Raw genomic sequence first — 18,529 nt, 5'->3', positions numbered from 1 at the left:
CGGCCTTCGCTCTCTTGTGAAAGATTGTTGCGCTCTGCTATGGGGGACGCTGAAAGTCGCTAACAGGGGAGATCGCCTCGTGAAGATCGGCGCTTTGAAGGAGAATTACGAGGGGGAGGCGCGGGTAGCCGTCACTCCATCCTCTGCTGGCCATCTGAAGAAACTGGGCCATGAGGTCTTTGTCGAATCGGGTGCAGGTGTGGGCGCGGGCTTTTCGGACGCCGCCTATCAGGCGGCGGGCGTCACCGTGCTGCCCGGCGCCGCGGCGCTGATCGGGGACGTGGACGTGGTGGTCAAGGTCCGCCCGCCGGCCGAGGCCGAGTTGCGGCAGATGCGCCGCGGCCAGACGCTGATCTCGCATTTCTGGCCGGCGCAGAACGCCGATCTGCTGGAACTGGCGCGCGAACAGGGCGTGACCGCCATCGCCATGGACATGGTGCCGCGCATCAGCCGGGCGCAAAAGATGGACGCGCTGTCCTCGATGGCCAATATCGCCGGCTACCGCGCGGTGATCGAGGCGGCGAACAATTTCGGCCGCTTCTTCACCGGCCAGGTGACGGCGGCGGGCAAGGTGCCGCCGGCCAAGGTGCTGGTCGTGGGCGCCGGTGTCGCCGGCCTTGCGGCCATCGGCGCGGCGGTCAGCCTGGGCGCGCAGGTCTATGCCTTCGACGTGCGCCCCGAGGTGGCCGAGCAGATCGAATCGATGGGCGCCGAGTTCGTCTATCTCGACTTTGCCGAAACTGCCCAGGACGGCGCGGCGACGGGCGGCTATGCCGCGCCCTCAAGCCCCGAGTTCCGCGAAAAGCAGCTTGAGAAGTTTCGCGAGCTTGCGCCCCAGATGGACATCGTCATCACCACGGCGCTGATCCCCGGCCGCGATGCGCCGAAGCTCTGGACCGCCGACATGGTCGAGGCGATGAAGACCGGCTCGGTCATCGTCGACCTGGCGGCCGAGCGCGGCGGCAACTGCGACCTGACGGTGCCCGACGAGCGCATCGTCACCGAAAACGGCGTGGTGGTGATCGGCTATACCGACTTCCCCTCGCGCATGGGTGCCCAGGCGTCCGAGCTTTACGGCAACAACATCCGCCACATGCTGTCCGACCTGACGCCGGGCAAGGACGGGGTCCTTGTCCAGAACATGGAAGACGACGTGATCCGCGGCGCCACCGTCGCCCATGACGGCGACGTGACCTGGCCGCCGCCGCCGCCCAAGGTCGCGGCCATCGCCGCGCAGAAGCCGCGCGAAAAGGTCAAGGAACTGACCCCCGAGGAACGCCGCGCCAAGGAAATCGCCGATTTCCGCGCCCAGACCCGCAGTCAGGTCACGCTGCTGGTCGGCGGCGCCGTCGCCATGCTGCTGGTGGGGCTGTTTGCGCCCGCAAGCTTTCTGTCGCATTTCATCGTCTTCGTGCTGGCGGTCTTTGTCGGCTTCCAGGTGATCTGGAATGTCAGCCATTCGCTGCACACGCCGCTGATGGCGATCACCAACGCCATTTCCTCGATCATCATCGTCGGCGCGCTGTTGCAGATCGGCTCGGGCGGCGGGCTGGTCGTCGTGCTGGCGGCGCTGTCGGTGCTGATGGCGGGCGTCAACATCTTTGGCGGCTTCCTGGTCACGCGCCGGATGCTTGCCATGTTCCAGAAGTCGTAAGGAGAGGGGCGCATGGAATACGGATTCACCACCGCCGCCTATGTGGTCGCGGCCGTGCTGTTCATCCTGTCCCTGGGCGGGCTTTCCGGCCAGGAAAGCGCCAAGCGCGCGGTCTGGTACGGCATTGCCGCCATGGCGCTGGCCGTGGTCGCGACGCTGATCGGGCCGGGCTATGGCAATTGGGGGCTGACGCTGGTCATGCTGGCCATCGGCGGCGCCATCGGCTGGGTCGTGGCCAAGCGGGTGCAGATGACCGAAATGCCGCAACTGGTCGCGGCCATGCACAGCCTGGTCGGCCTGGCCGCGGTGCTGATCGGCTTCAACGCCCAGTTCGAGCTGGGCCGGGTGCTGCGCGCCCGTGCCGCAGATGCCGCCGCGCAATTCGAGGGCTTCGCCGCCGTGCTGGCGCACAAGACGCCCGCGGAAATCGCCATGCTCAAGGTCGAGGTGGCGCTGGGGATCTTCATCGGCGCGGTGACCTTCACCGGCTCGATCGTGGCCTTCGGCAAGCTGGCGGGCAAGATCGACGGCAAGCCCAGGAAGCTGCCGGGCGGCCACATGCTGAACGCCGGCGCGGCGGCGCTGTCGCTTTTGGCGGTGATCCTTTACAGCACCACCGGCGCGCCGGTGCTGTGGCTGGTGCTGATCACGCTGCTGGCGTTCTTCATCGGCTATCACCTGATCATGGGCATCGGCGGCGCCGACATGCCGGTGGTGGTGTCGATGCTGAACAGCTATTCCGGCTGGGCGGCGGCGGCCATCGGCTTTACCCTGGGCAACGACCTGTTGATCGTGGTCGGCGCGCTGGTCGGCTCGTCCGGTGCGATCCTGTCCTATATCATGTGCAAGGCGATGAACCGCAATTTCGTCAGCGTGATCCTGGGCGGCTTCGGCGGCGAGACCGGCCCGGCGATGGAGATCGAGGGCGAACAGGTCGCCATCGACGCCGACGGCGTGGCGGCGGCCCTGAACGAGGCCGACGAGATCATCATCGTGCCAGGCTATGGCATGGCGGTCGCCCAGGCGCAGCAATCGGTCAGCGAGCTGACCCGCAAGCTGCGCGCCAAGGGCAAGAAGGTCCGCTTCGCCATCCATCCGGTCGCCGGCCGGCTGCCGGGGCACATGAACGTGCTCTTGGCCGAAGCCAAGGTGCCCTATGATATCGTGCTGGAGATGGACGAGATCAACGAGGACTTCCCGAACACCGACGTGGTGATCGTCATCGGTTCGAACGACATCGTGAACCCGGCGGCGCAAGAGGATCCCAACAGCCCCATCGCCGGCATGCCGGTGCTGGAGGTCTGGAAGGCCAAGCAGGTCTTCGTCAGCAAGCGCGGCCAGGGCACCGGCTATTCCGGAATCGAGAACCCGCTGTTCTACAAGGAAAACACCCGCATGTTCTATGGCGATGCCAAGAAGTCGCTGGACGCGCTGCTGCCGATGATCGACTAGGCGCAGCGGTTTGCGGAAAATGGGGAAAGGCGGGCTTGGTGCCCGCCTTTTTCAATGGCCGGTCCCCGTCAGGTCGCGTCCAGCATGGACTTGATCACCTCGGCCGGCAGCGCAGGATGCAGGGCCAGCTTGCGCATGCGCTTGCCCTTGCGCGGGATCAGCAGCGCGCAGCGCGTCGCCACCGCCAGCGAACGATCCGCCGACCCGGCCGCGATCACCCCGGCGCACCAGCGCGAATGCGGGCCGAAGCGCAGGACGCTTTCGATGGTGCCGGGGACGTAGCCCTCGGTTTCGGCCGAATCGATCAGCGCGTCGTGGATGATGGGCGGCAAGTGCATGGGCTGGAACCGGGGACCAAGTTTGATCTCAACAGTTAGCCCCAGCCGCCGGCAAAGAGTATCTGACCTTTTGCACAGGTCTACCATACAAGTTATGGGCGCATCTGCCCGGCCCTGTTCGCCCCCCGGCCGAATGCTAGGGGGTGATCAGGATCGGGGTGCCGTCGCGGACCATGGCATAGATATCCTCGGCCTCTTCATCGGTGACGGCGATGCAGCCCGCGGTCCAGTCCTGCTGCCGCCGGGACAGCGCCCGCCCCTCGGGGCCCTGGCCATGGATAAAGATGTCGCTGCCGGCGCTGCGCCCGATCGAGGCCGCCTGCGCCGCATCCTGCGGATTGGGATAAGAGATGCCGATGGACAGGTGATAGCTGCTGTCGGGATTGCGGCGGTCGATATAGTAAAGCCCTTCGGGGGTGCGGCCGTCGCCCTCGAACTGCTTGTGGCCAAGGGGCGCGTTGCCCAGGCCGATGCGATAGGCTTTCAGCACCCGGTTGCCGTTCAGCAGCAGCATCTGCCGCGCGCCCTTGTTCACCACCACCTGGGTCACGGGCGGCCCGGAATAGCTTTTGAACTTGCTCGGCCCGCAGGCCGCCAGCCCCAGCAACAGCATCAGTGCGACGATACGTCCCAGCCAGCCTGTCATCCGTCCTGCCCCTCGGATAAGGATTTTGCACCATTTTGCCCGCCTTGCCGCTGGCGGGCAATGCGGAAGGGCTTCACGAAAACCTGATACCGCGCCGGCGGCGTGGCAGAATTGCCCAGGCCGCCGGCCGCGCGGGGTTTTCCTGTTGCGGGAAAAATGCCTGCCGCTAATCATGCGCCCATGAATGACGAAGACGAACATCCCCAGCGCTATGCCCTGGTGAACGAATTGCACGCCCGGCCCTCGCCGCGGCTTAGCGCGCCCTGCACGGCCGTCTATCTGGCGATCAAGGAGCCGCGCGACGCCGCCAATCGCGACCGGGGCAGGGACGTGGCGCATCTGGCCGAGCTTTGCGCCCGTCATGGCGCGCCGCGCCCCGATGCCAGCGCCGCCCATTACGCGGCCCAGCTTGGCCGCCACAAGCTGCGCTGGGAAAGCCATACCGAGTTCGTCACCTATGCCGCCTTCGTGCCCGGCCTGCCGCCGCGGCCCTTCGATCCCTCGGCCGGCGCCATCTTCCCCGAGGATTGGCAGCATCACGCGCCCGGCAAGCGGGTTGCCGCGGTGATGATCCAGGTCGACATCCTGCCCGAAAACCCGGCCGAGATCCTGCCGCGCCTGTCGGAATGGTTTGCGGCCGACAGCATGGCCTCGGTCTGGGTGCTGGAAGAGGCGGCGGTGGTCGCCGGCGATTTCCGCATCGACCCGGCCGGCTGGATGCGCTTTGCGGTCTTCGTCAAGCCCGGCACCCAGCCGGGCCGCATCGGCCGCATCGTGCAGCGGCTGCTGGACCTGGAAACCTATCGCGCCATGTCCATGCTGGGCCTGGGCCGCGCCCGCGACCTGACCGGACAGCTCAATGCGCTGGACCCGCGACTTAGCGACATCGTCCAGGGCATGAGCGACGACCACCGCCCGGCCGATCAGGTTCTGCAAGACCTGCTGTCGGTTTCGACCCGGCTGGAAAGCGCCGCCACCCAGCACGCCTTTCGCTTCGGCGCCAATGCGGCCTATCAGGCCATCGTCATGGACCGCGTCGCCGCCCTGCGCGAGACGCGCTTCCTGGGCGGGCAGATGCTGACCGAATTCATGGCCCGGCGCTATCTGCCGGCGATGCGCACCGCGAAATCGGCCGAAAAGCGGCTGTCGGCGATGCTGGACCGGGCCGAACGCGCCAGCGAGCTTTTGCGCACCCGCGTGGATGTTCAGCGCAGCGCCCAGAACCAGGAATTGATGCAGCGCATGGATCGGCGCGCCGACCTGCAATTGCGGCTGCAACACACGGTCGAGGGGCTGTCGGTCGTCGCGATCAGCTATTATGCGGTCGGCCTTCTGGGCTATGCGCTTTATCCGCTGGCCCAGGCGCTGCATGTCGACAAGGCGGTGCTGGTCGCGGCCATGACGCCGCTGGCCGTCCTGGGCGTCTGGCTGGCCATGCGGCGCATCCGCGCCCGGCTGCATGACGGCGGCCATTAGCACCCCGACCAAGCGCAAGAAGGAGACAGCCCATGACCACTCAGCACCAGCCGACCGCCGCGCCTCTGATGAGATTTCCGTGATGGCGGGACGGCTTCAGATGTATGGCCTGGCGCATTGCTCGACCTGCCAAAAGGCCCAGGCCGCGTTGCAGGCCGCGGGCTGGCAGGTCGATTTCCGCGACGTGGCCAAGGCGCCCCTGGACGGGGACGAATGGCAGCGCATGATCGCCGAGTTCGGGGAAAAGCTGGTGAACCGCGCCAGCCTGACCTGGCGCGCCATGTCCGATGAGGAACGCGGCGGCACGCCCTTGCAGATGCTGTCGGCCAAGCCCTCGCTGATGAAGCGTCCGGCGATCGTGGAAAGCGACCAGCGCCTGCTGGGCTGGACCGCCAATGTCAAGCGTGCGCTGGGGGTGGCGGCCTAGACCACATAGCGGTCGCGGCGGTGGTTGATGGCGATCACCAGGTTCACCACCACCGCCCCCAGAAATGACCAGCCCACCGTCTGCCAGTCGCGCAGCATCAGCGCGCAGGCAAAGATGCAGGCGTCGAAGATCATCTGCGTCCAGCCGGCGCGAAAGCCGGTCGCATCCTGCACATAAAGCGCGACGATGCCGACGCCTCCCAGCGAGGCGCCGTGCCGAAACAGCGCCAGCAAGGCCGAGCCGGTCAGGAACCCCACCAGCAGCGCCCCCAGCGCGGGATGGACATGGCCGAATTGCAGGCCCGCCGGCAGGGTGGCGACCAGCACCGACATGGCGGCGACGGCGATAAAGGACTTCAGCATGAAGCCCAGCCCCAGCCGGCGGTAGCCCAGCCAGTAAAACGGCAGGTTCACCAGGAAGAAGACCGGCGCAAAGCCCCAGCCGGTGGCATAAGAGATCAGGATTGCCAGCCCTGCCGTCTGGCCGGTGACAAAGCCCAGATGCGTCAGCAGCAACACCCCGACCGCGGCCATGAAGCTGCCATAGGCCAGGCCCTGCGCATCCTCGACGGGGCTGTGGCGGGAAGAAGAGGTATCGCTCATCCGCCCGTCTTGCCTTGACGGGCACCGGCCGGCAAGGGGCTTGGCGATCAACGCGGCGGCAGGGCGTCGGCTGCGGCTGCGGCGGGTCCTGCGGCTGCGGCGCGGTCGCTGATGGCGCTGGTGGTCGCGCGCTGCGGATCGCGGCGCAACACCGCCCTGTCGCCGCCGGCGCGCAGCGCCTGGACGGTGCGGCGGTAATCGTCCAGCTCCAGCGCCCCGCTTTGCGACAGCAGCCCGGCCATGCGGCGCAGCATCGCCGCCTGGCGCTGCACGGCGTCCTGGTCGGGGTCGGGGCCCAGGATCAGCCGGGCGGTTTCCTCGGGGCGGGCGACCGCTTCGTGCCAGCCCTTCATGCTGGCGCGCAGGAACCCGGCCAGCCGCGCTTCGGTCCCCGGCGCGGCCAGCGCGGCCGACAGGACGTAAAGCCCGTCCTCCAGCACCGCGGCATCCTGGTCCTGGGGGTCCAGCTCGACCAGCCCTTGGCCCGCGACCGGATCATGGCTTAATGTGCTGATGCAGGCGGCCTGCTTGTGGCGCAGCATCTCGGCCCCCGCCGGCCATTGCGCCAGCAGCGCGACCCCGGACAGGCTGTCATCGGCGGACAGATCCAGCCGGTTCAGCCAGGCTTGCAACGGATATTCCGCGCCGCCGAACCAGCTTGCGATGGTCTTGCCGTGCAGATCGGCGGCGCGGGCCACGCCCGCCTCGCGCCGGCAGGTCAGCCGCAGCGCCGGGCGTGCCAGGATCTGGCCGATATGGACCAGCGGCAGGCCGTTTTCGCGCGCGACCAGCGCCGTGGGCATCCAGGCCACGGCCAGATCCGTCTCGCCCCGCGCCAGCGATTCAAAGGGCGGCGCGGGCCGGACAGGGTGCAGCGTGACGGCCAGTCCCTCCTGGGCGTAATAGCCGCGCGCCTGGGCCAGCACGAAGCCGGCGGATTCCGCCAGCCCCGGCCCGCGCAGTTGCACCGCCAGTTCCCCGGCCCGCGCCGCCAGCGTGGCAAGCGCCAGCAACAGCGCGGCCGGGATCAGCGATTTCACCATGCGTCTCATTACCGGCCATGGTTAGACGGCCGCCTGCCGGCCCGCAAGCCGGTGCAGCCCACGATGGCGCGAGCGGATCATTCGCGCGAATACACGTCCTCGTAGCGCAGGATATCGTCCTCGCCCAGATAGGCGCCGGTCTGCACCTCGATCAGCACCATGGCCACCTTGCCGGGGTTTTCCAGCCGGTGGACCGCGCCCAGCGGCACATAGATCGACTGGTTTTCCGTCACCAGCGTCACGGTTTCGTCCACCGTCACCCGCGCGGTGCCCGAGACGACGATCCAATGTTCCGAGCGGTGGAAATGCGATTGCAGCGACAGCGCCGCGCCCGGATTGACCACGATGCGCTTGACCTGGAAGCGGTCGGCCAGGGCGAGGGTTTCGAACCAGCCCCAGGGGCGGTGGTCGCGCAGGAAATGCTCGGCCTGGCGCGCGCCCTTGGATTTCAGCGCGGCGACCGCCTGCCTGACCTCTTGCGCGCGATCCATGCCGGCGACCAGAACCGCGTCATTGGTGGCCACGACCATCACGTCCTTCAGGCCGATGCCCACCACCTCGATTCCTTCATCCTGCGAACGCAGCAGGACATTGTCGCAATCAATGGCGGTCGAGCGGGCATCGGCCACGGCGCCGCGTTCGGCCGGGACCTGGTCCTGCGCCTCGCGCCAGACCGCGTCCCAGCCGCCCAGGTCGGACCAATGGCCGCAATAGCGCACCACCGACAGGTTGGCGGCCTTTTCCAGCACCGCATAGTCCACGGACAGGTCGGGCAGACGCTCCCACGGCTCGGGCGCCAGCCGCAGAAAGCCCAGGTCCATGCGCGCCTCGGCCAGGGCCGCCCGCACGGGGGCAAGATAGCCGGGCGCATGGGTTTCGAAAGCCTCGATCATCGTGCGGGCGGCGAACAGGAAGATGCCGGCATTCCACAGGAAATTGCCCTGCGCGATCATCCGCGCCGCATTCGCCGCATCGGGCTTTTCGACAAAGCGCCTCAGCACCAGCGGCCCCAGGCCCTCTCCCTCGGCCTCGACATAGCCATAGCCGGTTTCGGGGCGGGTGGGGGTGATGCCGAAGGTGACGATGCGGCCGGCGCGCGCGGCGGGCACGCCCAGATCGACGGCGCGGCCGAACGCCTCGGCATCGGGCACGACATGGTCCGAGGGCGCGACCAGCAACAGCGCCTCGGGGTCGGTTTCGGCGGCGCGCAGGGCTGCGGCAAGGATGGCAGGGGCGGTATTGCGGCCGGCGGGCTCGATCAGGATCGCCGCGGGGGCGATGCCGATCTGGTCCAGCTGCTCGGCCACGATAAAGCGGAAATCGGCATTGGTCATGACCAGCGGCGCGGCAAAGCGCGGCCCGGCCAGCCGGCGGGCCGAGGCCTGGAACAGGCTTTCTTCGCCCACCAGAGGGGCGAACTGCTTGGGAAAGCTCTTGCGCGAGACGGGCCACAGCCGGGTGCCCGAGCCTCCGGCCAGCAGAACGGGGGTGATCGTCATGAACATCGCTCCATCAACACGGGGCAGTCCGCCTTCTTATCGGCCGGCGGGCCTGCACCCGCAAGTTGCGCAAATGGTCAATAGCCCCGCGTCCGGTCCACCAGGTGCAAAAGCGGCTCGCCGCGCATGGCGCGGCGCAGGTTCCGGGCCACCACCGGCGCGGCGCTGGCGGGCCGCGTCGCGGCCGCGACATGCGGGGTGACGGTGATGCGGGGATGGGCCCAGAACGGATGGCCGGGCGGCAGCGGCTCGGTTCGGAACACGTCCAGCACCGCATGGGCGGCTGGGTCGCGCCCCAGCGCGGCAAGCAGCGCCGCATCGTCGATCAGCGTGCCGCGGCCGGCATTGATGATCGTCGCCCCCGGCGGCAGCAGCGCCAGCCGTTCGGCGTCCAAAAGGTCGCGCGTCTCGGCGGTGTCGGGCAGCAGGCAGACCAGGATTTCGGCCCGGTTCAGGGCCTGGGGCAGGGCGTCGCCCGCCAGCACCTGAAGCCCCGGCACCGGGCGGCCCGATCGCGACCAGCCGGCGACGCGAAAGCCCAGGCCGGCCAGCGCCGCGGCCACCGCCCGGCCCAATTCGCCCATGCCCAGCACGGTCACGCCACGCCCGGCCGCCAGCGGCGGGGCCTGGCCGCCGCGCCAGATGCCGTCCTGAAGCTGGCGGTCCATGCCCAGATGCGCCCGCAGCGCCCAGCCGGTGCAATATTCCACCATGCCCTGCGCCAGCCCCGGATCGACCATGCGGCAAAGCGGCTGGGTCAGGGTCGGGTTGGTCACGATACGCTCGACCCCGGCCCACAGGCTTTGCACCAGCCGCGCGCGGGTGAAAGGGGCAAAGTCCAGCGCGGTTCCGTCCTGGGGATAGCCCGGCGCATAGATCAGCGCGTCGAAACCCGCCGGATCGCCGTCACGGCACAGTTCCATTTCGGGACAGGCCGCGCGCAGGGCGGGCGCCCATTCGTCCCATAGCGGGGCGGGGGCAGCGAACAGAATCCGCATCGCGCTAGCCTCGGGGGCGATGGACATGGGCCGATTGCACGATGCCGAAACCCATCAGCAGGATCATGAGCGAGGTTCCTCCGTAACTGACCAGCGGCAAGGGAGAGCCCTTGGCCGGCAGCATGCCCATCACCGTCGCCATATTGATCGAGAAGTAAAGAAAGAACGTCCCGGCGATGCCGATGGTCAGCAGGCTGGCGAAGCGGTCGCGGTTGGTGAGGGCCGAATACATGCAAAATCCCAGGATCAGGACGTAAAGCACCAACAGCGACCCGGCGCCGACAAAGCCGAACTCCTCGGCCAGCGAGGTGAAGATGAAATCGGTGTGCTTCTCGGGCAGGAAGTTCAGCCGCGACTGCGTGCCCTGCATGAAGCCGCGCCCCGACCAGCCGCCCGATCCCAGCGCGATCTGCGCCTGGGCGATGTTGTAGCCGGCGCCCAAGGGATCCGATCCGGGGTCCAGGAAGGTGTCGATGCGGCGGAACTGGTAATCGTGCAGCAATTGCCAGTCGGTGCCGCGGCTTTCCAGAACCGTGGTGACGGCGGCGACGGCGATGGCGATGACGGCGGCGAAATACCACAGGCTGACGCCGGCCGCGAACATCACGATGCCGCCGCCCGCCACCAGCATGATCGAGGTGCCCAGGTCGGGCTGCATCAGCACCAGCCCGGTCGGCAGCAGGATCAGCACCACCGGCACCAGCACCCAGAACGGGCGCGAGACTTTGTCGACCGGCAGCCAGTCGTAATAGGCCGCCAGCGTCAGCACGAAGGCGACCTTGGTCAGTTCCGACGGCTGGATGCGGATCGGCCCCAGCACCAGCCAGCGCTGCGCGCCCATGCCGACATCGCCGACCACCTCGACCAGCACCAGCAGGGCGACGCAGATCACATAGGAAACCACCGAGATCGAGCGCCAGAACCAGATCGGCACGAAGGCCAGCGCCAGCATTACCGCCATGCCGACGGCGAAACGCTCCATCTGCGGGCCGGCCCAGCGGTCGATATCGCCGCCCGAGACGGAATAAAGCATCAGGAATCCGATGCTGCTGACCGCCGTGACCAGGAACACCAGCGGCCAGTTCAGGTGCAGGATCTTGCGCCAGCCCGTCGGCACCTGGGCGACTTGATAGTCCAGATAGCTCATGGTTCAGGCCCTTGCGCGCGCCTCGCCCTTGCGGGCCGAAGGCATCAGGTTCATGCGCGACCAGATCTCCTGCACCTTGGCGCGCTCGGCCTCGGGATAGGCGCTCAGCGGCGGCAAGCCGTCCGCCAGCGCATAAAGCAGGATGTCGCGGGCGATCGGGGCCGCGACCGCGCCGCCGCCGCCGCCATGCTCGACCACCACCGAGACGGCATAGCGCGGCATCTCATAGGGCGCGAAACAGACGAACAGCGCATGGTCGCGCCGGTTCCAGGGCAATTGCTCGTTCGAAATCACGCCGCGGGCGCGTTCGGCGGCGGTGATGTTGCGGACCTGGCTGGTGCCGGTCTTGCCCGCCATCCGCCATTCCGGCAAGGTGATGCGCGAACGCCGGGCGGTGCCGCGGCTGCTGTTCATCACCGCATCCATGCCGGCCCGCGCCGCGTGCAGGTGCAGCGGGGCGATGTCCAGCGCCGGCCAGTCCGGCACCGGCTCGGCCTGGCCGTCGATGGCGCGAACCAGGCGCGGCGCCACCGCCCGGCCCGTGGCCAGCCGCGCCGTCATCACCGCCAGTTGCAGCGGCGAGGCCAGCACATAGCCCTGGCCGATCGAGGCGTTGAGCGAATCGCCCACCTGCCATTCCTGGTCATAGCGCGCACGCTTCCAGTCGCGGTCCGGCGCGATGCCTTCGGCGATGGCGGACATGGGCAGGTCGTGGCGCACGCCGATCCCCAGCTTGCGCGCCATGGCGGCGATGCGGTCGATGCCGACCCGCTGCGCCAGTTCGTAGTAATAGACGTCGCAGGAATGTTCCAGGCTGCCCATCGCATCGACCATGCCGTGCCCGCCCCGGCTCCAGCAATGAAAGCGGCGGCCGGCCACGGTGGTATAGCCGGGGCAATAAAAGCGCGAGCCGCTGTCGATCACCCCGGATTCCAGCCCGGCAAGCAGCGTTACCATCTTGAAGGTCGAGCCGGGGGGATAGACGCCCTGCACGGTCTTGTCGGCCAGCGGGCGGTGGTCATGTTCCATCAGCGCCCGGTAATCCGGCCCCGAGATGCCGCGCACGAACTTGTTGGGGTCGAAGACCGGCGACGACGAAATCGCCACGATATCGCCGGTGGTCACGTCCAGCACCACCGCGGCGGCGCTTTCGTTGCCCAGCCGCTGGGTGGCGAAATTCTGCAAGCCTGCGTCCAGCGTGGTCTGGACCGTGGCGCCCTGCTGCCCCTCTTGCCGCGACAGCTCGCGCATCTCGCGCCCGGCGCTGTTCACCTCGACCCGGCGCGAGCCGGCCTTGCCGCGCAGCGCCTCTTCCAGCTTTGCCTCCATGCCGACCTTGCCAAGCTGGAACTCGGGCAGGCGCAGGACCGGGTCGGGATCCTCGATCTTGGACAGGTCGTAATCGGAAACCGGCCCGACATAGCCCAGCACATGCGCGAAATCGCCGGCGCGCGGGTAGCTGCGCGACAGTCCCGCCTCGGGCGTGACGCCGGGCAGGGCCGGGGCGTTGAGCGCGATGGACGAGAACTCGTCCCAGCTTAGCCGGTCGGCGACCAGGACCGGGGTGACGGCGCTGCGCTTGCGGATCTCTTCCAGGATCTCGGCCGCCTGGCGGTCGCTCATCGCGATGATATGGCGCAGGCGGGCGATCACCGCCGAGATGTCGCCCGCCTCTTCCCTGGTCAGGGTGACGCGGTAATTCTGCTCGTTTCCGGCGATGATGGTGCCGTTGCGGTCCAGGACCAATCCGCGCGCCGGCGGCAGCAGCCGGATCTTGATCGAGTTGCCGTCCGACAGCATCCGGTATTCATCCGCATGTTCCAGTTGCATCGAGCGCAGCTTCAGCCCCAGGGCCGAAACCACCGCCGCCTGGATCGCACCCAGCATCAGCACCCGGCGGGTGATCAGGCGGCTGCTTTCGGCGATGTCGCGTTCTGACTTGCGCATGGTTCAGCGATACCTCGTATCTCTTTCGGCGCGGCCGCGCGGCAGGCCAAGCACCCGGCCCGCAAGCGCCGCCACCAGCGGGTAGGCGGCAATGGTGGCAAGCGATTGCAGGATCACCTGCCCAAGCGGCGGCAGGGGCAGGAAGAACATCGCCAGCAGGATTCGGTTCGCCACCATCATCAGCGCCAGAAGCATCGCCACGCGCAGCCATTCAACCATGAAAGGCAATTCGCGCCAACGCTGCTCGCGCTTTCTTGCAGCCTCGGTGCCGATCACCGCCATTGCCGCGCCCAGCCCCATGGGGCGCATCAGCAGGATATCCTCGATCAGGAACAGGACGGCGATGGTCAGGACCGGCACCTGCTCGGGCCGGCGCAGCACCCAGACCAGCGCCAGGCACAGCGCCAGGTCCGGCCCCGGCCAGCCGATGCGGCCGGGCGCCAGCGGCAGCAGCCGCCAGAACAGGATCGCCAGGAACAGCGCCACGAACAGCGCCTGCCCGACGATCCGCCGCTGGCGGGACGGGTCAATCATCCGCCGGAACGGGCCCGGCGGCCGCCCCTTGCAGATCGGCCGGCGCCGGCATGGGCGGGCCGATGAAATCGGCCGGCGGCGGCGGGATCAGCATGCCGGTATCGGCCAGTTGCTCGGCCGGGTGGCTGCGCAGCACACGCAGGAATTCCAGCCTGCCGTAATCGGCCGCCAGCCGCACCCGCAGCCGGCCGTCGCTGGCCTGCGCGACCTGTCCGACCGGCAGGCCGGGCGGGAACACCCCGCCATCGCCCGAACTGACCACCCGGTCGCCGGGCCGCAGGTTTTCCGGGCTTTCGATGAAATCCAGCGCCGGCAGCGCGGTATTGTCGCCCGCCAGCAGCGCATGCTGCCCCGAAGGCAGGATCGTCACCGGAATGCGACTGGACGGATCGGTCAGCAGCAGCACCCGGCTGGTCGTCTGGCCCACGCCCGAGATGCGCCCGACAAGCCCCAGCCCGTCCATGGTCGCCCAGCCATCGACGATGCCGTCGCGCGCGCCCACGTTCAGCAGCACCGACTGGCGAAAGGCCGTGCCGCTATCGGTCAGCACCACGCCCGACACGCTGGTCAGCGCCGGGTCGATCCTGACATTGTTCTGCGCCAGCAGCTTGGCGTTTTCCTGTTCCAGTTGCACCGCGGCCTCTTTCCAGGCCGACATTTTCTGCAATTCGCGCCGCAATTCCTGGTTCTGCTCGTATAGCCGGGCATAGGACTGGAAACCGGCCACCATACGCGACAGCCTGGTGACCGGCGTCATGGCCCAGTCAAAGCTGGGCACGAAGCGGTCGACAAAGGCCGCGCGCATCCGCTCGGCCCTGGGGCTGTCGATCTGCCAGAACAGGAACACCGCCAGCAGCACCAGCACCAGCAGCGAAACCAGGATGCGGCGGACCGGAGCCGCGTAATCAGGGCCCTTGCGCGCCATGGGCCTAATCCGCTTAGCTGTCGTAGTCGATCACATGGCGAAGCTGCTTTTCGAACTCCAGCGCCTTGCCGGTGCCAAGCGCGACGCAGCTCATCGGTTGGTCGGCCAGGCTGATCATCAGCCCGGTCTGCTCGCGCAGCGCCAGGTCCAACTCGCCCAGCATCGCCCCGCCGCCGGTCAGCATCACGCCGCGGTCGACGATATCGGCGGCAAGGTCGGGCGGCGTCGCCTCCAGCGCCACCATCACCGATTCGCAGATCTGCTGCACGGGTTCGGACAGCGCCTCGGCGACCATCGCCTGGGTGATCTCCATTTCCTTGGGGATGCCGTTCAGCAGGTCGCGGCCGCGCACCATGATGGTGGCGCCGCGCCCGTCATCGGGCATGCGGGCGGTGCCGATCTGGGTCTTGATGCGCTCGGCAGTCGATTCGCCGATCAGCAGGTTGTGGTTGCGGCGCAGATAGTTGATCAGCGAATCGTCCATCCGGTCGCCGCCGATGCGGACCGAGCGGGCATAGACCACGTCGCCCAGCGACAGCACCGCGACCTCGGTGGTGCCGCCGCCGATATCCACCACCATGCTGCCGGTCGGCTCGGTGATGGGCATGCCGGCGCCGATGGCGGCCGCGATCGGCTCGGCGATCAGCCCGGCGCGGCGCGCGCCCGCCGAAAGCACCGACTGGCGGATGGCGCGCTTTTCGACCGGGGTGGCGCCATGGGGCACGCAGACGATCACCTTGGGCTTCGAAAAGGTGGTGCGCTTGAACACCTTCTTGATGAAATGCTTGATCATTTCCTCGGCGCTGTCGAAATCGGCGATGACGCCTTCGCGCATGGGCCGGATCGCCTCGATGCTGCCCGGCGTGCGGCCCAGCATCAGCTTGGCGTCCTCGCCCACGGCCAGGACCTGCTTCTTGCCGTCCTTGACGTGATAGGCCACGACCGAGGGCTCGTTCAGGATCACGCCCTTGCCCTTGACATAGACCAGCGTGTTCGCGGTCCCCAGGTCGATCGCGATATCGGTGGAAAACAACCCGCCAAAGGCCATGTGACTATCCCTTTCGCCGCCCCTTGCCATGACGGCCGTTTCGCCGCGCTTTTCGCGCCGGCCATTGCCCGATTGCCCCGGCGAGTCGCCCCCGCCAAGGTGCAGGAGATATAGGCCGGGGCCGGGCGCGGGGAAACCGGAAAATTCCGCCGGCACCCGGCTGGGCGGGGTTTCGCGGCAGAGGAACGGCTTGACCGCCGATCAGGGCCTGCTAGGGTTTTTCGCCGGTTGGCCCACAGGGGTCCGAATAAGCGGGGGCGGATCTTGCGGGACGATATCGTTGGCATCTGCCGGTTTTCCTTTCTGGGCCGCTGCGACTGGGCCGGCATGGCCGGGCAGGGCGAGGCCGGGCCCGATCTTCTGGCCCGCCGCCGCGCCATGCTTTACGCGCCCGAACGGCTGGAGCGCCGCTTCACCGCCTTCGAGACGCTTTGCCTGCCCTCCATCAAGGCGCAGACCGATGCGGATTTCCGCTTCTGGCTGCTGACATCGCCCGAACTGCCGCAGCCCTGGCTGGATCGGCTGCGCGATCTTTGCGCCGATCTGCCGCAGGTCCGGCTGATCCTTTCGGACAGGCGCGAGACGGTGAACGCCCTGCGCGAGCCGCTGCGCGAAGCGGCCGAGGCGGCGGGCCGCCCGGTCATCCAGTTCCGCGTCGATGACGACGACGCCTTCAGCCGCCACCATGTCGCCCGCATCCGCCGCCATGCAAAGCGCTTTGCCGACCTGCCGGCATTCGCCATCAGCTATCCGCAAGGTCTGGTCATGGGCAGCTACCAGGGCGAGCCGGTCAGCTATTGGCGCGCCCACCAGCCCTTCCTGGGCGCCGGGGCGGCGGTGCGCATGCGCGGGCCTGGGCGCTGCATCTATGCCTATAACCACTTCCAGCTTCCCAAGCATTTCCCCGCCTTCACCGATGTGGACGGCCTGGGCTATGTGCAGACCCGCTGGGACGAAGGCGATTCCGTCGCCACCATCGTCGCCCGCTTCCCCAAATGGTTCGAGCAGCTTGCCCCGGCCGAGTTCCAGCGCGAACTGGCCGAGGATTTTCCCTTCCTGCAAGGCATCGACCTGGGATTCGTGGAACGCAAAGGGGCGGCCTGAGCCGCCCCTGTCCTTGTCGTCCCGCAACGGGTCAATGCGAATACATGCTGACCTGCTTGGCATCGGCGCCTTCGCCGACCATGTCGCGGCGCACCTTCAGCCGGTTCAGCGCCCCGACATAGGCTTTCACGCTGGCCAGGATCGTGTCGGTATCCGAGGCCTGGCCGGTGGCGATGCGGCCTTCCTCCTCCATGCGGACGCTGACGGTAGCCTGGGCATCGGTGCCCTCGGTCACGGCATGGACCTGATACAGTTGCAGCCGCGCCCGATGCGGCCAGATGGTCTTGACCGCGTTGAAACAGGCGTCGACCGGGCCGTCGCCCGTCGCGTGAACCGCCTTTTCCTCGCCGCCGACCAGCAGGGTCAGATCGGCGGATTGCCCGTCGCTGCCGCAGACCACGCGCAGATGCTTGACTTGCAGGTAATCGTCTTCGGTATTCGTCGCCGCATCCTGGACCAGCGCGACCAGGTCGTCGTCATAGACCTCTTTCTTGCGGTCGGCCAGCGCCTTGAAACGGATGAAGACATCCTTCAACTGGTTGTCGCCCAGCTCATAGCCCAGGTCCTTCAGCTTGGCGCGCAGCGCGGCGCGGCCGGAATGCTTGCCCATGGCGATATTGGCCTCGTTCAGGCCGATATCTGCGGGCCGCATGATCTCGAAGGTCTCGACATTCTTCAGCACCCCGTCCTGGTGGATGCCGGATTCGTGCAGGAAGGCGTTCTTGCCCACCACCGCCTTGTTGGGCTGCACCAGAAAGCCGGAAGCCTGCGACACCCGCCGCGACAGCGCCATGATCCTGGTGGTGTCGATGCCGGTCGTATAGGGCATGATGTCGTGGCGCACCTTCAAGGCCATGACCACCTCTTCCAGCGCGGTATTGCCGGCGCGTTCGCCCAGGCCGTTTATGGTGCATTCGACCTGGCGCGCGCCCGCCTCGACCGCGGCCAGGCTGTTTGCGGTCGCCATGCCCAGGTCGTTGTGGCAATGCGTGGCGAAGACCACCGTATCGGCCCCCGGCACCCGCTCCAGCAGCATGCGGATCAGCGCGGCGGATTCGCGCGGCGCGGTATAGCCGACGGTATCGGGGATGTTGATGGTGGTTGCCCCGGCCTTGATCGCGATCTCGACCACCCGGCACAGGTAATCATGCTCGGTCCTTGTGGCGTCCATGGCCGACCATTGCACGTCGTCGCACAGGTTGCGGGCATGGGTCACGGTCTGGTGGATGCGCTCGGCCATCTGGTCCATGTCCAGGTTGGGGATGGCGCGGTGCAGGGGCGATGTGCCGATGAATGTGTGGATGCGCGGCTTTTGCGCATGCTTCACCGCCTCCCAGCAGCGGTCGATATCGGGGATCTGCGCCCGCGCCAGGCCGCAGATCACCGAGTTCTTCGCGCGCGTGGCGATCTCCGAGACGGCGGCGAAATCGCCTTCCGAGGCGATGGGAAAGCCGGCCTCGATGACATCGACGCCCATCTCGTCCAGCATCTCGGCGATATCCAGCTTTTCGCTGTGGCTCATGGTGGCGCCGGGCGATTGCTCGCCGTCGCGCAGGGTGGTGTCAAAGATCAATACGCGGTTCGGATCGGTCATGTCGGGAATCCTTCTTCATGCTCACGGGGGGACCGGGCACGAACCTGACTGAGCGGCGGCCCGGAAGACCCGCTCAGCGCAGCGTAAGAAGAATA

17 protein-coding genes are annotated in these 18,529 nt (G+C 67.7%); 5 read left to right on the top strand and 12 right to left on the bottom strand.

Annotated features, from left to right (window positions below; translation table 11 throughout):
* Positions 1-79 precede the first annotated feature (79 nt).
* Entirely contained in the window at positions 80-1,654 is a 1,575-nt protein-coding gene (locus F3H32_RS01275) for a Re/Si-specific NAD(P)(+) transhydrogenase subunit alpha (protein ID WP_149763687.1), read from the top strand.
* Between the two features lie 12 nt (positions 1,655-1,666).
* Positions 1,667-3,106: an NAD(P)(+) transhydrogenase (Re/Si-specific) subunit beta gene (locus F3H32_RS01270; protein WP_149763685.1), complete on the top strand. Its 1,440-nt coding sequence runs from the start codon at positions 1,667-1,669 to the stop codon at positions 3,104-3,106.
* A gap of 68 nt (positions 3,107-3,174) precedes the next feature.
* On the opposite strand, the gene F3H32_RS01265 is transcribed toward F3H32_RS01270, so the two are convergent.
* Positions 3,175-3,444 carry a hypothetical protein gene (locus F3H32_RS01265; RefSeq protein WP_149763683.1) on the bottom strand — a complete coding sequence of 90 codons (270 nt, stop codon included), beginning with the start codon at positions 3,442-3,444 and terminating at the stop codon, positions 3,175-3,177.
* 136 nt (positions 3,445-3,580) lie between these two features.
* Positions 3,581-4,090, bottom strand: a complete 510-nt coding sequence (locus F3H32_RS01260; RefSeq protein WP_149763681.1) for a L,D-transpeptidase family protein — start codon at positions 4,088-4,090, stop codon at positions 3,581-3,583.
* 180 nt (positions 4,091-4,270) lie between these two features.
* On the opposite strand from F3H32_RS01260, the gene F3H32_RS01255 reads away from it, so the two are divergent.
* Together F3H32_RS01255 and F3H32_RS01250 are read left to right on the top strand one after the other, a co-directional pair.
* Positions 4,271-5,566, top strand: coding sequence for a DUF3422 family protein (locus F3H32_RS01255; protein WP_115755578.1), 1,296 nt, complete (start codon positions 4,271-4,273; stop codon positions 5,564-5,566).
* The gene (locus F3H32_RS01250; protein WP_223191308.1) at positions 5,550-5,993 is read left to right on the top strand and encodes an arsenate reductase family protein; all 444 of its coding nucleotides are present in this window, start codon (positions 5,550-5,552) and stop codon (positions 5,991-5,993) included. Before F3H32_RS01255 ends, F3H32_RS01250 begins: the two co-directional genes overlap by 17 nt.
* Here F3H32_RS01250 and F3H32_RS01245 read toward each other — a convergent pair.
* The 9 genes from F3H32_RS01245 to F3H32_RS01205 all read right to left on the bottom strand — a co-directional run bounded on the left by F3H32_RS01245 (position 5,990) and on the right by F3H32_RS01205 (position 15,736).
* Positions 5,990-6,595 carry a YitT family protein gene (locus F3H32_RS01245; RefSeq protein ID WP_149763677.1) on the bottom strand — a complete coding sequence of 202 codons (606 nt, stop codon included), beginning with the start codon at positions 6,593-6,595 and terminating at the stop codon, positions 5,990-5,992. The genes F3H32_RS01250 and F3H32_RS01245 overlap by 4 nt on opposite strands.
* Positions 6,596-6,642: 47 nt before the next feature.
* Positions 6,643-7,647 carry an ABC transporter substrate-binding protein gene (locus tag F3H32_RS01240; protein WP_149763675.1) on the bottom strand — a complete coding sequence of 335 codons (1,005 nt, stop codon included), beginning with the start codon at positions 7,645-7,647 and terminating at the stop codon, positions 6,643-6,645.
* 68 nt (positions 7,648-7,715) lie between these two features.
* Entirely contained in the window at positions 7,716-9,137 is a 1,422-nt protein-coding gene (locus F3H32_RS01235) for a mannose-1-phosphate guanylyltransferase/mannose-6-phosphate isomerase (protein ID WP_149763673.1), read from the bottom strand.
* Between the two features lie 77 nt (positions 9,138-9,214).
* A complete protein-coding gene (locus F3H32_RS01230) occupies positions 9,215-10,135 on the bottom strand; it encodes a 2-hydroxyacid dehydrogenase (protein ID WP_149763671.1) in 921 nt (306 codons plus the stop codon).
* A 4-nt stretch (positions 10,136-10,139) separates the two neighbouring features.
* On the bottom strand, positions 10,140-11,282 hold the full coding sequence (gene rodA, locus F3H32_RS01225) for a rod shape-determining protein RodA (protein WP_149763669.1): 1,143 nt from the start codon (positions 11,280-11,282) through the stop codon (positions 10,140-10,142).
* A 3-nt stretch (positions 11,283-11,285) separates the two neighbouring features.
* The gene (mrdA, locus tag F3H32_RS01220; protein ID WP_149763667.1) at positions 11,286-13,229 is read right to left on the bottom strand and encodes a penicillin-binding protein 2; all 1,944 of its coding nucleotides are present in this window, start codon (positions 13,227-13,229) and stop codon (positions 11,286-11,288) included.
* A gap of 3 nt (positions 13,230-13,232) precedes the next feature.
* Positions 13,233-13,763, bottom strand: coding sequence for a rod shape-determining protein MreD (locus tag F3H32_RS01215; RefSeq protein WP_149763665.1), 531 nt, complete (start codon positions 13,761-13,763; stop codon positions 13,233-13,235).
* Positions 13,756-14,688, bottom strand: a complete 933-nt coding sequence (gene mreC, locus F3H32_RS01210) for a rod shape-determining protein MreC (protein ID WP_149763663.1) — start codon at positions 14,686-14,688, stop codon at positions 13,756-13,758. Before mreC ends, F3H32_RS01215 begins: the two co-directional genes overlap by 8 nt.
* A 13-nt stretch (positions 14,689-14,701) precedes the next feature.
* A complete protein-coding gene (locus tag F3H32_RS01205) occupies positions 14,702-15,736 on the bottom strand; it encodes a rod shape-determining protein (RefSeq protein ID WP_115755585.1) in 1,035 nt (344 codons plus the stop codon).
* 264 nt (positions 15,737-16,000) lie between these two features.
* Between F3H32_RS01205 and F3H32_RS01200 the strand changes: the two genes are divergently transcribed.
* Positions 16,001-16,840 (top strand): putative rhamnosyl transferase, encoded by an 840-nt coding sequence (locus F3H32_RS01200; RefSeq protein WP_149763661.1) that lies wholly within the window; start codon positions 16,001-16,003, stop codon positions 16,838-16,840.
* Between the two features lie 31 nt (positions 16,841-16,871).
* Here F3H32_RS01200 and F3H32_RS01195 read toward each other — a convergent pair whose 3' ends face one another.
* The gene (locus F3H32_RS01195) at positions 16,872-18,434 is read right to left on the bottom strand and encodes a 2-isopropylmalate synthase (protein WP_149763659.1); all 1,563 of its coding nucleotides are present in this window, start codon (positions 18,432-18,434) and stop codon (positions 16,872-16,874) included.
* Positions 18,435-18,529 lie beyond the last annotated feature (95 nt).

Source organism: Paracoccus thiocyanatus (assembly GCF_900156255.1).
Taxonomy (GTDB): Bacteria; Pseudomonadota; Alphaproteobacteria; order Rhodobacterales; family Rhodobacteraceae; genus Paracoccus; species Paracoccus thiocyanatus.
This window is presented reverse-complemented; position numbering and strand designations above follow the sequence as displayed.

Excerpts from the sequence above, each read along its gene's own strand:
- F3H32_RS01270 (WP_149763685.1), top strand. The coding sequence starts at position 1,667 with ATGGAATACGGATTCACCACCGCCGCCTATGTGGTCGCGGCCGTGCTG.
- F3H32_RS01265 (WP_149763683.1), bottom strand. The coding sequence starts at position 3,444 with ATGCACTTGCCGCCCATCATCCACGACGCGCTGATCGATTCGGCCGAA.
- F3H32_RS01260 (WP_149763681.1), bottom strand. The coding sequence starts at position 4,090 with ATGACAGGCTGGCTGGGACGTATCGTCGCACTGATGCTGTTGCTGGGG.
- F3H32_RS01255 (WP_115755578.1), top strand. The coding sequence starts at position 4,271 with ATGAATGACGAAGACGAACATCCCCAGCGCTATGCCCTGGTGAACGAA.
- F3H32_RS01250 (WP_223191308.1), top strand. The coding sequence starts at position 5,550 with ATGACGGCGGCCATTAGCACCCCGACCAAGCGCAAGAAGGAGACAGCC.
- F3H32_RS01245 (WP_149763677.1), bottom strand. The coding sequence starts at position 6,595 with ATGAGCGATACCTCTTCTTCCCGCCACAGCCCCGTCGAGGATGCGCAG.
- F3H32_RS01240 (WP_149763675.1), bottom strand. The coding sequence starts at position 7,647 with ATGAGACGCATGGTGAAATCGCTGATCCCGGCCGCGCTGTTGCTGGCG.
- F3H32_RS01235 (WP_149763673.1), bottom strand. The coding sequence starts at position 9,137 with ATGACGATCACCCCCGTTCTGCTGGCCGGAGGCTCGGGCACCCGGCTG.
- F3H32_RS01230 (WP_149763671.1), bottom strand. The coding sequence starts at position 10,135 with ATGCGGATTCTGTTCGCTGCCCCCGCCCCGCTATGGGACGAATGGGCG.
- rodA (WP_149763669.1), bottom strand. The coding sequence starts at position 11,282 with ATGAGCTATCTGGACTATCAAGTCGCCCAGGTGCCGACGGGCTGGCGC.
- mrdA (WP_149763667.1), bottom strand. The coding sequence starts at position 13,229 with ATGCGCAAGTCAGAACGCGACATCGCCGAAAGCAGCCGCCTGATCACC.
- F3H32_RS01215 (WP_149763665.1), bottom strand. The coding sequence starts at position 13,763 with ATGATTGACCCGTCCCGCCAGCGGCGGATCGTCGGGCAGGCGCTGTTC.
- mreC (WP_149763663.1), bottom strand. The coding sequence starts at position 14,688 with ATGGCGCGCAAGGGCCCTGATTACGCGGCTCCGGTCCGCCGCATCCTG.
- F3H32_RS01205 (WP_115755585.1), bottom strand. The coding sequence starts at position 15,736 with ATGGCCTTTGGCGGGTTGTTTTCCACCGATATCGCGATCGACCTGGGG.
- F3H32_RS01195 (WP_149763659.1), bottom strand. The coding sequence starts at position 18,434 with ATGACCGATCCGAACCGCGTATTGATCTTTGACACCACCCTGCGCGAC.